General features: G+C 63.1%; 14 protein-coding genes. 4 read left to right on the top strand and 10 right to left on the bottom strand.

Translation table 11 applies throughout. The features are described 5' to 3' along the window. Positions 1–32: 32 nt before the first annotated feature. From arsJ to ACOCLD_RS07385, 6 genes are all read right to left on the bottom strand, one after another. Positions 33–1,262, bottom strand: a complete 1,230-nt coding sequence (arsJ, locus tag ACOCLD_RS07410; protein ID WP_422911409.1) for an organoarsenical effux MFS transporter ArsJ — start codon at positions 1,260–1,262, stop codon at positions 33–35. Positions 1,263–1,391: 129 nt separating this feature from the next. After that, a complete protein-coding gene (locus ACOCLD_RS07405) occupies positions 1,392–2,387 on the bottom strand; it encodes an ArsJ-associated glyceraldehyde-3-phosphate dehydrogenase (protein WP_422911408.1) in 996 nt (331 codons plus the stop codon). 24 nt (positions 2,388–2,411) lie between these two features. Then, positions 2,412–2,738, bottom strand: coding sequence for a YnfA family protein (locus ACOCLD_RS07400; protein ID WP_422911407.1), 327 nt, complete (start codon positions 2,736–2,738; stop codon positions 2,412–2,414). A 7-nt stretch (positions 2,739–2,745) separates the two neighbouring features. Next, a complete protein-coding gene (locus tag ACOCLD_RS07395; RefSeq protein WP_422911406.1) occupies positions 2,746–3,240 on the bottom strand; it encodes a tyrosine-protein phosphatase in 495 nt (164 codons plus the stop codon). 18 nt (positions 3,241–3,258) lie between these two features. Further along, entirely contained in the window at positions 3,259–3,969 is a 711-nt protein-coding gene (gene arsH / locus ACOCLD_RS07390; RefSeq protein ID WP_422911405.1) for an arsenical resistance protein ArsH, read from the bottom strand. A 24-nt stretch (positions 3,970–3,993) separates the two neighbouring features. After that, entirely contained in the window at positions 3,994–4,767 is a 774-nt protein-coding gene (locus ACOCLD_RS07385; protein WP_422911404.1) for a metalloregulator ArsR/SmtB family transcription factor, read from the bottom strand. A 148-nt stretch (positions 4,768–4,915) separates the two neighbouring features. On the opposite strand from ACOCLD_RS07385, the gene arsB reads away from it, so the two are divergent. The 4 genes from arsB to ACOCLD_RS07365 all read left to right on the top strand — a co-directional run bounded on the left by arsB (position 4,916) and on the right by ACOCLD_RS07365 (position 10,711). Beyond that, the gene (gene arsB, locus ACOCLD_RS07380) at positions 4,916–5,986 is read left to right on the top strand and encodes an ACR3 family arsenite efflux transporter (RefSeq protein ID WP_422911403.1); all 1,071 of its coding nucleotides are present in this window, start codon (positions 4,916–4,918) and stop codon (positions 5,984–5,986) included. 193 nt (positions 5,987–6,179) lie between these two features. Then, entirely contained in the window at positions 6,180–6,935 is a 756-nt protein-coding gene (locus ACOCLD_RS07375; protein WP_422911402.1) for a substrate-binding periplasmic protein, read from the top strand. Positions 6,936–7,021: 86 nt separating this feature from the next. Further along, the gene (locus tag ACOCLD_RS07370) at positions 7,022–7,900 is read left to right on the top strand and encodes a helix-turn-helix domain-containing protein (protein ID WP_422911401.1); all 879 of its coding nucleotides are present in this window, start codon (positions 7,022–7,024) and stop codon (positions 7,898–7,900) included. A 174-nt stretch (positions 7,901–8,074) separates the two neighbouring features. Continuing rightward, positions 8,075–10,711 carry a DEAD/DEAH box helicase gene (locus tag ACOCLD_RS07365; protein ID WP_422911400.1) on the top strand — a complete coding sequence of 879 codons (2,637 nt, stop codon included), beginning with the start codon at positions 8,075–8,077 and terminating at the stop codon, positions 10,709–10,711. A 6-nt stretch (positions 10,712–10,717) separates the two neighbouring features. Here the strand turns inward: ACOCLD_RS07365 and ACOCLD_RS07360 are convergent, their stop codons facing one another. The 4 genes from ACOCLD_RS07360 to ACOCLD_RS07345 all read right to left on the bottom strand — a co-directional run bounded on the left by ACOCLD_RS07360 (position 10,718) and on the right by ACOCLD_RS07345 (position 13,489). Continuing rightward, a complete protein-coding gene (locus ACOCLD_RS07360) occupies positions 10,718–11,215 on the bottom strand; it encodes a phosphate-starvation-inducible protein PsiE (RefSeq protein ID WP_257777230.1) in 498 nt (165 codons plus the stop codon). Positions 11,216–11,358: 143 nt separating this feature from the next. After that, positions 11,359–11,679 (bottom strand): DUF3325 domain-containing protein, encoded by a 321-nt coding sequence (locus tag ACOCLD_RS07355; protein ID WP_422911399.1) that lies wholly within the window; start codon positions 11,677–11,679, stop codon positions 11,359–11,361. Continuing rightward, on the bottom strand, positions 11,679–13,208 hold the full coding sequence (locus ACOCLD_RS07350) for a PepSY-associated TM helix domain-containing protein (RefSeq protein ID WP_422911398.1): 1,530 nt from the start codon (positions 13,206–13,208) through the stop codon (positions 11,679–11,681). Before ACOCLD_RS07350 ends, ACOCLD_RS07355 begins: the two co-directional genes overlap by 1 nt. Then, positions 13,205–13,489 carry a DUF3649 domain-containing protein gene (locus ACOCLD_RS07345; protein ID WP_422911397.1) on the bottom strand — a complete coding sequence of 95 codons (285 nt, stop codon included), beginning with the start codon at positions 13,487–13,489 and terminating at the stop codon, positions 13,205–13,207. The genes ACOCLD_RS07350 and ACOCLD_RS07345 overlap by 4 nt, the downstream gene beginning before the upstream one ends. Between the last annotated feature and the right edge of the window lie 111 nt (positions 13,490–13,600).

Here is a 13,600-nt window from a genome sequence, read left to right as displayed (position 1 = left end):
GGCCTGGCGGTTCTTGCACAAACTTGCGATTTTTACTGCATCGGGCTGTTCGCGCGGTGCCGAGGCAGCCCGATGGAAATCAACGCCGCCAGCAGCACAAAAGCCGAGGACACCCACAGGCATGCCTCCAGGCCATAGGCCTGATAGACCCAGCCCGACAGCAGCGTACCGAGCAGCCGACCGAGGGCATTGGACATGTAGTAGAAGCCGACATCCAGCGACACGCCGTCTGCCTTGGCGTAGCTGACGATCAGGTAGCTGTGCAGCGAGGAGTTCACCGCAAACAGGGCGCCAAACACCATCAACCCGCCGAGCAAGACCCACTGCGCCGGCAAACCACTGCTCAGACCCAGGGCAATGGCGGCGGGCAACCCGGCCAGTACAGCCGCCCAGACGAATGCCGCGCGGCCATCCGGCAACTGGCCGCTGGCTTTGCCAGTGATGGCTGGGGCGAAGGACTGCACCATGCCGTAGCCAATCACCCAGGCAGCGAGAAAGCCGCCGACCAGCCAGAAATCCCAACCAAACACGCTGGACAGGTACACCGGCAGCGCCACGACAAACCACACATCGCGCGCGCCGAATAAGAACAAGCGTGCGGCCGAGAGAATATTGATCGCCCGGCTTTTGGACAGCAGATCACGAAACTTCGGCTTGGCTTTCGCCTTGCCCAGATCCTTCTTCAGCAACAGCAGGCTGGCCAACCAGATCAGCGCCAGCACAGCGGCCATGGCCAGCACCGCCCCGGTAAAGCCAAGTAGCGCCAGCAGCGCGCCGCCCATAAAGAAGCCCACGCCCTTGAGCGCATTCTTCGAGCCGGTCAGGATCGCCACCCACTTGTACAGCGTGCCCTGCTGACTGTCCGGCACCAGCAACTTGATCGAGCTTTTCGCGCTCATCTTGTTCAGGTCTTTGGCGATACCCGACAGCGCCTGCGCACCCATCACCCAGGGGATGGTCAGCCAGGCCGCTGGAACCGTGAGCATCAGCAAAGCCGCCACCTGCAGACCCAGGCCGATATTCATGGTGCGATTAAGCCCCAGCCGCGCCCCCAGATAGCCCCCCACTAAATTCGTTACGACACCAAATAGCTCATAGAACAGAAACAGCGCGGCGATCTGCAGCGGTGTGTAACCCAGGCTGTGGAAATGCAGTACCACCAACATGCGCAGCGCGCCGTCGGTGAGGGTAAAGGCCCAGTAGTTGCCGGTGACCAGCAAGTATTGGCGCACTTCGGGGGCTAGGCGGGATAAGGCGTGCATCGGAGAAATCCTGTTGTGCCGCACGGCGTTAGTGGTGGATGTCGCCACAGGCATTTGTAGGAGCGGGCTTGCCCGCGATGGCAACACCAGAGATCCATCGCGGCCAAGGCCGCTCCTACAGACCCGTGGTTAACCGACCATCCGCGCCAATTCCACCGCGCGGTTGGCGTAGCCCCATTCGTTGTCGTACCAGGCATAGAGCTTCACCTGGGTGCCATTGACCACCATGGTCGACAGCGCATCGATGATCGAAGAGCGCGGATCGGTGCGGTAGTCGATGGACACCAGCGGCCGTTCCTCATAGCCGAGAATCCCGGCCAGCGGGCCGTCGGCGGCGGCCTTGAGCAGGGCGTTGACCTCCGCCACCGTGGTGGCGCGCTCCACTTCGAATACGCAATCGGTCAGCGAGGCGTTGGCCAGGGGCACGCGCACGGCGTGGCCATTCAACTTGCCGCGCAGCTCAGGGAAGATCTCCGCGATCGCCGTGGCCGAACCGGTGCTGGTGGGGATCAGGCTCATGCCAGAGGCGCGCGCCCGGCGCAGGTCTTTGTGCGGTTGATCGAGGATACTTTGGGTGTTGGTCAGGTCGTGGATGGTGGTGATCGAACCGTGGCGGATGCCGAGGTTTTCGTGGATCACCTTGACCACCGGGGCCAGGCAGTTGGTGGTGCAGGAGGCGGCGGTGACGATGCGGTGCTGCGCCGGGTCGAACAGCTGCTGGTTGACGCCCATCACGATATTCAGCGCGCCCTGCTCTTTCACTGGTGCGCAGACCACCACGCGCTTTACGCCTTGGTCGAGGTACGCCTGCAGCACCGCGACAGTTTTCATCTTGCCGCTGGCCTCGATCACCAGATCGCAGCCGCTCCAATCGGTATCGGCGATGGCTTTGTTGGCCGTGACCTGAATGCGTTTGCCGTCGATCAGGATGCACTCGCCCTCACTGCTGGCCTCGCGCTGCCAGCGGCCGTGCACCGAGTCGAAATTCAGCAAATGCGCATGAGTCGGCGCGTCGCCGGCCGGATCATTGATCTGCACAAACTCCAGCTCCGGCCAGCCCCAGGCAGCGCGCAGCGCCAGACGACCGATACGACCAAAACCGTTGATACCTACCTTGATAGCCATGGACAGACTCTCTCGTTGAACGGGTTAAATATTGCGCGGCGCAAACATGATGATCGCCATGCCAAGCATGGCCACAGCCGCGCCCAGCAGGTCCCAATGGGTCGGGCGAATGCCGTCCACCAGCCACAGCCAGAGAATTGCCATCGCCACATACACCCCGCCATAAGCGGCATACACCCGCCCGGCGGCGGTCGGGTGCAGGGTCAGCAGCCAGGCGAACAGCGCCAGCGCAGCCGCGGCCGGCACTAGCAGCCAAATGCTCTTGCCCTGCTTAAGCCACAGGTACGGCAGGTAGCAGCCGATGATCTCGGCAAGAGCGGTGAGGGCGAACAGGCCCAGGGTATTGAGCATGCTCACCTCAGTTGCCGAACTGGGCGATCCAGCCCGCATGGGCCGGATGCTGAATGGCTTTCGGCCGCAGCGCCTGCACCAGGCTGATGGCCTCGCTGCGCTCAATACCCAGCTCGATCAGAATGCGCGCGGCCATCAGCCCGGTGCGCCCGGAGCCGCCCTTGCAGTGAATGGCGATGGCCTTGTCGGCCGCCAGCAGCTCAGCAATCTGCGCCATGGCCGCCGGCCAGGCGGCGTCGAAATCCGCCTGCGGCACCTGCTCGTCGGCCACCGGCAGATGCAGCCAGAGCAAACCTTGCGCGGCGCACAGCGCGGGCAAATCGCTAGCGGCGTTATGCGCCAGTTCGGCGTAGGGCATCAGGGTCAGTACCGCATCGGCACCGCCCTGCTTCAAGGTGCTCAAGGCACTGTCGATGCTGCTGTCCTTGGTGCCTGGGCACGGCGTGAAGATCAACCGACCGGGACGATTGGCAATGCTGAGAACATCAAAAGGATGGGACATGCGAAGTAATCCTGAACATTAAATGGAAGCCTGATTGACCCGTTTGCTCAGCTGCTCGGCCGACTCTTTACGCTCGGAGTAACGGTCCACCAGGTAGTCCGTTTGGCTGCGCAGCAACAGGGTGAACTTGACCAGCTCCTCCATCACGTCGACCACGCGGTCGTAATAGGCTGAAGGCCTCATCCGCCCGGCGTCGTCAAATTCGAGAAAGGCCTTGGCCACCGAAGACTGATTGGGGATGGTGAACATGCGCATCCAGCGCCCCAGCACGCGCATCTGGTTCAGCGCATTGAAGGATTGCGAGCCGCCGCTGACCTGCATCAGCGCCAGGGTCTTGCCCTGGGTCGGGCGTACCGCGCCCATGCTCAGGGGAATCCAGTCGATCTGCGACTTGAACACCCCGGTCATCGCGCCATGACGCTCCGGCGAGCACCAGACCATGCCCTCGCTCCACAGCACCAGCTCACGCAGCTCCTGCACCTTGGGGTGATCCTCGGGGGCATCGTCCGGCAGCGGCAGGCCGCTGGGGTTGAAGATCCGCGTTTCGGCGCCGAACTGCTCAAGCAGACGCGCGGCTTCTTCAGTCAGCAGGCGGCTGTAGGAGCGCGCGCGGTTGGAGCCGTACAGCAGCAGAATGCGCGGCTTATGGGTGACAGTGGGCTGAACCAGCATGTCCGCCGTGGGAATGTCCAGCAGCTCTGGGTCGATATTCGGCAGTTCGGGGCTCATGGTCTTGCTCCAGAAAACAATGGCTCAGCCGCACAACGAGGCGCGATCAGGACGGTCACGCATGCTGTGCAGACGCAGGCGGTCTTCGGCCAATTGCGGGTCGGCAGCCTCAAGTACCTGCGCCAGGATCTGCCCGACCCAGGCCGGCAACTGCGGATGTAGACGGTAGTAAACCCATTGCCCGGCGCGGCGATCCTGGAGCAGGCCGCTGCTGCGCAGCTGGGCTAGATGGCGGGAGATCTTCGGCTGGCTCTCCTCAAGCGCGGCGGTCAGCTCACAGACGCACAGCTCGCCTTCCTGAGCAATCAGCTGGGTCATGCGAGCGCGGGTGTCATCGGCCAGGCACTTGAACAAGGTCACCGGCGCCAGCATCTGCGTAGGCTGGCTGACCTTGCTTTTGACCAGGACGAACATCTTGATGCGCTCATGGATCTGCTGCAGGCAGTGCTTGTAGGCATTCTTCTGCTGACTGCTGGCCGGGTCCTCGAAATCCCAGGCGATGTATTCGCCGGCCCCGGGCAAGGTGCTGCACTCGAAGGCGGACTTGTCGCACAGGGTGATCACGTAATCGAACTGCTGGCCATCAAAACTCTCCAGCGCCTTGCTGTGCAGGCCTTCCGTGCTGACGCCCAACTGCTCCAGGGCCTGGCGCGCACGGGGATCGACCTCACCAGGCAAAGTGCCGGCGCTAAAAACCTCATAGCCTTCGGGGTCGGTATGGCGTAGCAGTGCTTCAGCCATTTGCGAGCGGGCAGCATTGGCCACACAGAGAAACAGCACGCGAATCTTTTGGCTCATGGGGTGATGCCCGATAAATACGATTTGGCGAATATATTGCAAACCGTATATATTGTAAACCGTATATTTACCTCGACTCAGGCCGATCCAGATCAATACCCCGCGCAGCACAGCTGACTAGACTCGCGGCACATCCAAGGAATTGCGCATGACCACCTCACTCGAATCCGCAGCCCACCCAGTCGCCTCGCCGCTCGGCCTGTTCGAGCGCTACCTGACGCTCTGGGTATTTCTCTGCATCCTCGGCGGCACCCTGCTCGGCCTGTTTGCGCCGACAGCGGCGCAGGCGGTGGGCGCGCTGGAAGTTGCTCAGGTGAATATCCCGGTGGGGCTGCTGATCTGGGTGATGATCATTCCCATGCTGATGAAGATCGACTTCAGCGCCATCGGCGAGGTCTACCAGCAGCGCGCCGGCCTGGGCGTGACGCTAAGCATCAACTGGTTGATCAAACCATTCACCATGGCTTTTATGGCCTGGCTGTTTCTACGCCATGTGTTCGCCGATTGGCTGCCAGCCGAACAGCTCGACAGCTACGTGGCCGGGCTGATTCTGCTTGGCGCCGCGCCCTGCACCGCGATGGTGTTCGTGTGGAGCAACCTGTGTTGGGGCAACGCCAATTTCACCCTGACCCAAGTGGCGATCAACGACCTGGTGATGGTGTTCGCCTTCGCCCCTATCGTTGCCCTGCTGCTCGGCGTTTCGTCGATCTCGGTGCCGTGGGACACCCTGCTGCTGTCGGTGGTGATGTATATCGTTATCCCCCTGGCCATCGCTCAATTTATCCGCGCGCGCCTGCTGCGTCAGGGTGATGCTGCGCTGCAAACGGTACTGGCACGTATCGGCCCATTCTCCATCCTCGCCCTACTGGCCACCCTGGTGCTGCTGTTCTCCTTCCAGGGCCAGACCATCGTTGCCCAGCCTTTGATCATCGCCATGCTGGCGGTACCGATTCTGCTGCAAACCCTGTTTATCGCCGCACTCGGTTACTGGCTGTGCCGCCAGCTCAAGGTGCGCCACGACATCGCTGGGCCAGCGGCGATGATCGGCGCGTCGAACTTCTTCGAACTGGCCGTAGCGGTGGCCATCGCGTTGTACGGCTTCAACTCCGGCGCAGCGCTGGCCACGGTGGTCGGCGTGCTGATCGAGGTGCCAGTGATGCTCTGGCTGGTACGCATGGTCAATAACAGCAAGGGCTGGTACGAGCGCGCGCAGAGCTGACGGCTCACTTGCGACAGTTAATAGCCATTCACTCGCAAGCCAGCAGATAACCTTACCGAGCGGTATATGTGGCGAGTCGACAGCCTGTGCCCGGCAGGCTAGCGTCAATACAGGGTGTCGCTGCCCCATGCGCACCCGCCACACTGCCTGAGCCACCCGGCCTAGCCGGTCGCTGTAGCCTGAGGTACGCCGCATGTCTTCTCACCTTGGCAACGCGTTTGCGTTTGTTTTCTGGTGCTTTCTCAGCTCGACGCTGCATGCGGAGGCCAAGTGGGAGTCACTGGACTTCATCACCGAAGAGTTCCCGCCCTACAACTACACCGAAAGTGGCATCGCCCGTGGCATTACCGTGGACATACTGCTGGAGGCGGCCGCCAGCGCCGGCCTGCCCATTGAGCGCCGGGATATTCGCTCACTGCCCTGGGCCCGTGGTTACCAGATGGCACGCAAGGGCCCCGGCGTACTGCTGTTCTCCATGACCCGCACCGATGAGCGCGGCCCGCAGTTCAAGTGGGTCGGGCCGATCATGCCCAGCCGCATCGTGCTATTGGCGCGCAAGGATCGCCAACTACAGATCAAGCAACCGGCAGACCTCAGCGCGCAGCGCATCGGGGTGATTCGTGATGATGTCGGCCATCACCTGCTCAACAACCTGGGAATCGGCGACAACAACCTGCATATCTCCGCCAGCGCGATCCAACTGGCCAATCTGCTGCACAACAGCCGCATCGACCTGTGGGCCTACGACGAAACCACCGCCTACTGGTTTATCCGCAACCTGGACATGCACAGCCACGACTTCACCCCGGTGCATGTGCTCAAGGAAAGCGCCATGTATTACGCCTTCAGCTTGGACACCGATGCGGCGCAGCTCACCCGCCTGCAGAACAGCCTGAATGCGCTGAAACAACAGCCGCGCTACCAGCAGATTCTCGACAGCTACAAATAGCCGCGCCTTGCATAATCTTGCGCTTTTCTGCCGACGGGGGCTGGCGCGCCGACATACCGGGCGTAGCATGGGGCGACGGAGGATGTATGTCGCAACTTGAACACCTACAGGTTTTTCAGAGCATGCACAGCTCACCCCACGCTCGCCTGCAACGCAGCGCCGAGCTGGGTGACGGGCTGGCGGCTGCCGTATGGAGCAACCGCCATGATGCCCGCGACTACCAGGCGCCCAGCCACCACACCCTGTCCTGCTACCTGGCCGGCGGCACCGGCACCTTCCGCCGCGAGAGCCCGCACAGCAAAGGCGCGCCGGACAAGCTGTGCATCCTGCCGGCGGGGCATCAGTCGGCCTGGGTGATCAACGGTGAAATCCAGCTGGCCCATCTGTATATCAGCCAGGAGCAATTCGCCCTGGCGGCCGTCAATCTGCTGGACCGTGAACCACGGGAACTGGAACTGCGCGAAGGCACCTTTCTCGATGACCCGCAGCAGGCCCAGCGCTTTCGTCAGCTCAGCCAGCTGGACTGGCAGGAACCCGCCGAACGCCTGCTCAGTAGCAGCCTGGCCCATGGCCTGATCAACCACGCCCTGCTGTCCCAGGTTGGCCGCCGCGAGGGGCTGCGCCTGACCGGCGGTCTGGCGCCCAGCCAACGCCGGCGGGTGCGCGAGTTTATCCAGGCCAACCTCAGTGAGGCGCTCAGCCTGGGCCAGTTAGCCGGGTTGTGTGCACTCTCCGAATACCATTTCGCGCGGATGTTTCAGCTCAGCTTCGGCCTGCCACCACACCGCTATGTGCTGGCTCAGCGCCTGCGCCAAGCCCAGCACCTGCTGCAACACACGGCCCAACCGCTGGCTGAGGTGGCGCTGGCCTGTGGCTTTGCCAGTGCCAGCCACTTCAATAACCGCTTCCGCCAGGCCTTTAGCGCCACGCCGGGACAGTTCCGCGCCGCCCTGCAACAGCGCTGATCCCACGCCAGCCGCATCAATCTGCCGCATACCTGCCTATCAGGCCCTGCCACTTGCGCACTCAGCAGCTGAAAACAGCCTGCTAATCCTGTGCAGGCTGTGCAAGAATCATCGGCTGCCTTCGAGAAAGCTGCCCATGCCACGACTCACTCACACGCCTGCCCGGTGCCGCTGATGGCCCTCGATATCCTGCATCTGCGCCAGGAAGACTGGCGTGCGGAATTCGGCGCGGGCGATCTGCAGCGCGGTCAGGGCTATGCGGCCCAGGGCCGCAGCCGCCTGCTCAGCCTCAAGGACAACACCCTGCTGGCCAGCTGCCGTGGCTCCGGGGCGCAAACCTATCAACAGCGCATCACCCTGCACCCTTACGGCCAGGGCTGGGGCGTGACCGGCCATTGCAGCTGCCCGGTGGGCTTCAACTGCAAACACGTGGCCAGCGCCCTGCTCACCCTGCAACAGCAGCAGGAACAGGGCGTCGATCTGTCGCCACTGATCGTCAGCAACCCGCAGGTGCGAGAAGAATGCCTAGAGAATCTGCAACCGGCGCCGGTGCTGAGCCTCGGCAGCCTGGTGCGGGTGCACTTCGATGCACGTAAGGGCCGCATGCAGGAACAGACCCAGCACCGCGCCGCCCTGGCTTTCGACTACCAAGGCCACCTGGCCTCCGGCAAACAGGGCAAGGACCTGCTGATCAAACAGGGCCCCGGCCTCAGCCTGCGCATCGTGCGTAATCTCAGCAGTGAAACCCAGCTGCGCAAGCGCCTGGAGCAAACCGGCCTGCAAGTGGCCCTGCGACAGAGCGAAGCGCTGCCGGAAAGCGCCGGCGAAGCCTACGAGCAGCCCAACGAGGCCGCCTGGCTAGTGTTTATCCGCGAGCAACTGCCGCAGCTGCGAGAGGAAGGCTGGCAGATTCGCATGCAGCCGGACTTTCAGTACAACCTGGCGCAGGTCGATGACTGGTATGCCGAAGTCGAAGAAGACCCCGAGCAAACCTGGTTCGACCTGGAGCTGGGCATCGAGGTCGAGGGCCAGCGCATCAGCCTGCTGCCGATTCTGCTGCAAGCAATCCGCCAGAAGCCCTGGCTGCTCAACGGCGAAGCGCTGAACAAACGCGATGACGACGAAGTGGTACTGGTCAGCCTGCCGCATAACCACAAACGCGCCGCCCTGCCGCTGGCCCGCCTCAAACCGCTGCTAGCGACCCTGGGCGAGCTGTTTGTGCGCGAGCCGGGCGAATCCAGCCAGCGCCTGCGCCTGTCGCGCCTGGATGCGTCCCGCCTCAATCATCTGCAACAAGGTCCAGCCATCAGCTGGCAAGGTGGCGGTCAGCTGCGTGAGTTTGCCCAACGTCTGCAGCAGCTGGACAACGCCACCGTGCAAGCGCCAGCGGGGCTGCACGCCGAGCTGCGCCCTTACCAACTGCAGGGTCTGGCCTGGATGCAGGGGCTGGCTGAGCTGGACATTGGCGGCCTGCTGGCCGATGACATGGGCCTGGGCAAAACCCTGCAGACCCTCGGCCATATCCTCTGCGAGTTCAACGCCGGGCGCCTGACTCAGCCGGCGCTGATCGTCATGCCCACCAGTCTGATCCCCAACTGGCAGGACGAAGCCGCGCGTTTCACCCCGCAGCTCAAGGTGCTGGCCCTGCACGGGCCGAAACGTCGGGCGCTGTTCAAGTTGATCGACCAGCACCAGATCATCCTCACCACCTACGCCCTGCTGCCGCGCGATCTCAAGGCCCTGAGTGCCTACCGCTATCGCCTGCTGATCCTGGATGAAGCACAGAACATCAAGAACCCGCGCAGCAAGGCCGCCGTCGCCGCCGGGCAACTGCAGGCCGTGCAACGCCTGTGCCTGACCGGCACGCCGCTGGAGAATCACCTGGGCGAGTTGTGGTCGCTGTTCAATTTCCTCATGCCCGGTTGGCTGGGTGACAGCAAAAGCTTTACCCGCGACTACCGCACGCCCATCGAAAAAAACGCCAACGAGCAGCGCCTGGCCCACCTCACCGGACGGATCAAGCCTTTCGTCCTGCGCCGCACCAAGGAGCAGGTGGCCAGCGAGCTGCCGCCGAAAACCGAAATCACCCACTGGGTCGAACTCAGCGCAGCGCAGCGCGACCGCTACGAAACCCTGCGCCTGGCCATGGACCAGAAGGTGCGCGACGAGATCGCCCGCCAGGGTCTGGCGCGCAGCCAGATCGTGATTCTCGAAGCGCTGCTGCGCCTGCGTCAGGCCTGCTGCGATTTGCGCCTGCTCGGTGATGACGGCGACAACAACCTGACCAGCGCCGACTCCGGCAAGCTCAGCGGCCTGCTGGAAATGCTTGAAGAACTGTTTGCCGAGGGTCGGCGGGTGCTGCTGTTTTCGCAGTTCACGTCGATGCTGGCGTTGATCGAAGCCGAGCTGAAAGCGCGCAACATCCCATACGCCAAGCTTAGCGGTAGCACCCAGGACCGGCGCACCCCGGTGCAGCAGTTCCAGGCCGGTGAATTGCCGATCTTTCTGATCAGCCTGAAAGCCGGTGGCGCGGGGCTTAACCTGACTGCCGCCGATACGGTGATCCACTTCGACCCCTGGTGGAACCCGGCCGCCGAAGCCCAGGCCAGCGACCGTGCCTACCGTATCGGCCAGGACAAGCCAGTGTTCGTCTACAAACTGATCGCCCGTGGCAGCGTGGAAGAGAAAATCCAGCAACTGCAACAGGCCAAGGCCAACCTGGCCCGTGGCGTGCTGGAAGGCGGCAGCCAGAGCCAGCTGCAGCTCAGCGAAGACGACCTGCAGGCGCTGTTTGCGCCGCTAAGCGACTGATCCGCGTCAGTCATCGCTCTGCGCATCATCACGCTCTGCCGCTTCATCTGCCGCATTGGTCTTTTTCCGTGGCCCGCCAGCCTGCACCGCCGGAAAGCGCGACGAGGCATAGCGCACCACAAAGATCGCCACCGCCAGCAGCAGAATCGCCCCGGAGATCATCACCACGCCCATGTCGGGTTTATGGTTGTGCGAAATGTCGGAAATCATCAGGCGGGTCAACGCGGTAATCGCCACATAGATCATGAAGCGGATCGGCATATGGTTGGTCTTGAAATAGATCCCCACCATCGCCGCCAACTCGAGGTAGATAAACAGCAGCAGGATGTCATCGACGGTGATGTGGCCCTTTTCCAGCATGCCTAGAAAGGCCATCACCGCCGCCCAGGCCGTGATCGCGCCGATGGCGAACAGCGCCAGGTAGTGGAACGCCTCCATCAACAGATTGCCCAGCGATTCCGCCAAGCCATGCATTCCCGTACGCAGACGTTCCGCCCAATTCATCATGTCACTCCCCAAAGCCCGGCATGACGGCCCGGGTATCCGAAATGGATGCCCGCCTCAAGCGATCATGCAGGAAAAGCACCAGCTTCAAGATGATGCAGGGATGCGACACAAAGGCACAGGTACGGATTGCCGCAGGCCCCTCAGAGCCACCAACTGAACATGCCGCTCGCCAACAGTGCTGCGGCGGCAGGTACAGCCCAGCGCAGGCGCCAGGCCAGCAGAGCGACCAGCAGCAGTGTGGCGAGCATCAGTTGGCACAGCCACAGTACCGCGCCGATCTCGCCGCCCTGGCTCAGGCTGCACACACCCAGGGCAAGCGTGAAGCAGATCGCTGCCGCCCAACGCAGCACGCGCTGACGCAAACGCCCCGGTTCGCCACCGAGCAAGGCTTTGTGATGACGCGACATGCTCAGGCACAGGCCGAGCATGCCGAGATAGGCCAAGGCGAAAGCCAACAGCATCAGCGCACCTCCCCGGCCGGCTCGCGCGATGCCTGCGCCGGTCTGACCTGCACCGCCGATGGCACACCCAGACGCCAGGAATACAAGGCGCAGAGCAGGCCAGCCAGAAACAGGAACAGATCGATGCCGGCCAAGGCCCAGTCAGCGCGTGCCAGGCTGGCCAGCAGATGGCCCTGCGGCGTCACCAGCCCAGACAGTAGCGGCAGGCCCAGGGCCAGCAGCGCACCGAGAGCCAGTTGCTGACGCAGCAGATGCGCACTGTGCCGACGCAGCACCGCCCACACCGCCAGCAGCAACCAACTGGCGACGAACACCCAGGCCTCCCAACTGCCCCGCTCAGGCAGACTCTCCGGCAGCAGGCGATTGCCCCACAGCAGAGCCAGGCTGGCCAGCGGCAGGCCGACAAACACTGCGCCATTGAGCGCACGCACTACCCCGATCGCACGCCCACCGCGGGTCGCACGCTTGCTTAACCAGACCCGGCTGCCGGCTACCAACATGGCGCAACCGGCCAACCCCAGCAGCAGATAGACCGCCCGCACCAGAGCACCACCGAACTGCGCCATATGCAGGCCAGCCAACCACAGGTAGGTGCTGTAGCCGGCCGGCGCACGCTGCTCATGCAGCAACTCGCCGGTGCTGGCATCAAAACTCAGCGTATCGGCAGGCTTGGCGATACGCGAGCTATCGGCGCGGCGCATCTCCACCACCGCCGAGGCATCGTTCGGGTGGTGCACGCTGATCCACCCTGGCTCGCCACCCTGCCAGTGCGTACGCGCCTGCTCGATCAGCGTATCGAGGGAAACCGCCGCAGCCGCCGGGCGATGCAGCTCCTCGCGGTGATACCCGCCCACCACCTCACTGAAGAAGTGCGCGATGTCACTCTTGTAGGCCACCTGAACACCAGCCGGCATGTAAGAGGCGACAAAGATCGCCACACCGGTGTAGGCCAGCAGCAGATGGAAGGGCAAGCCAGCCACACCGAACAGATTGTGCGCATCCAGCCAGGCGCGCTGGCCGTTGGCGGCCGGGCGCAGGGTGAAGAAATCCTTGAAGATACGCCGATGAATGATCACCCCCGAGATCAGCGCCACCAGCATGAACATGCCAGCCAGCCCCACCAGATAGCGCCCGAGCATGCCGCCGTGCAGCTCATAGTGCAGCTTGAAGAAGAACTCGCCGCCCAGGGTTTCGGCCAAGGGTTGCAAGCTGTGTGGCGCGAAGGTGCGGCGCTCGACATGCTCGCTACCGTCGACTTCCCAGGCCAGTTGCCAGAACGGCGCACGCTCGCTCGGTGGACGCAGCCAGAAGGCGTGCAGTTCATCCTCGACGTTGGCCTGCAGCCAGCCACGCAGCTGCTCGGCACTCAGCGTGGCCTCCTGCTGCGGGTGCAACGCCGGACGCATCCAGCGCTCCAGCTCCCTGTCGAAGCAGGCCACGGTGCCACTGAACAGGATGACGAACAGCAGCCAACTGGGCAGCAGGCCGCCCCAGGTGTGCAGACCGGCCATGGATTGACGCAGACTCATGGGCGCGCTCCAAACTCGGCGGGCAGGAAGGCAGCCAGACACGCCAGGGCTGTCAGCCCAACCAGCAGCAACCAGGCACGCATCGCACTGCGCGCAGCAAACGCATAGATCGCGGCAGCGCTCCATACGGCAAAGCACAGCAGGCTGGCGAATACCACACGATCAGCGCGCGCCAGCGGCAGGTATACAGAGAAGAACGCGGTAAACCCGTAAGCCAGGGCATAGCCACCAAACAGGGCGGCCAGGATCCGCGAAGCGATATTCCAGCGGGTCATCTTCATGGCCAACTCTTGTATGGGTGATCGGAATGCTGGCGAACGCCCTGTGGCCGAGCGCCTGTCTTCAGTAGCGATTTCATGTGCACTACAACCCGTAAAACGGCCGCCATCCGG

Source organism: Pseudomonas cimarronensis, from assembly GCF_049331905.1.
In the GTDB taxonomy this organism is placed as follows: Bacteria; Pseudomonadota; Gammaproteobacteria; order Pseudomonadales; family Pseudomonadaceae; genus Aquipseudomonas.
This window is presented reverse-complemented; position numbering and strand designations above follow the sequence as displayed.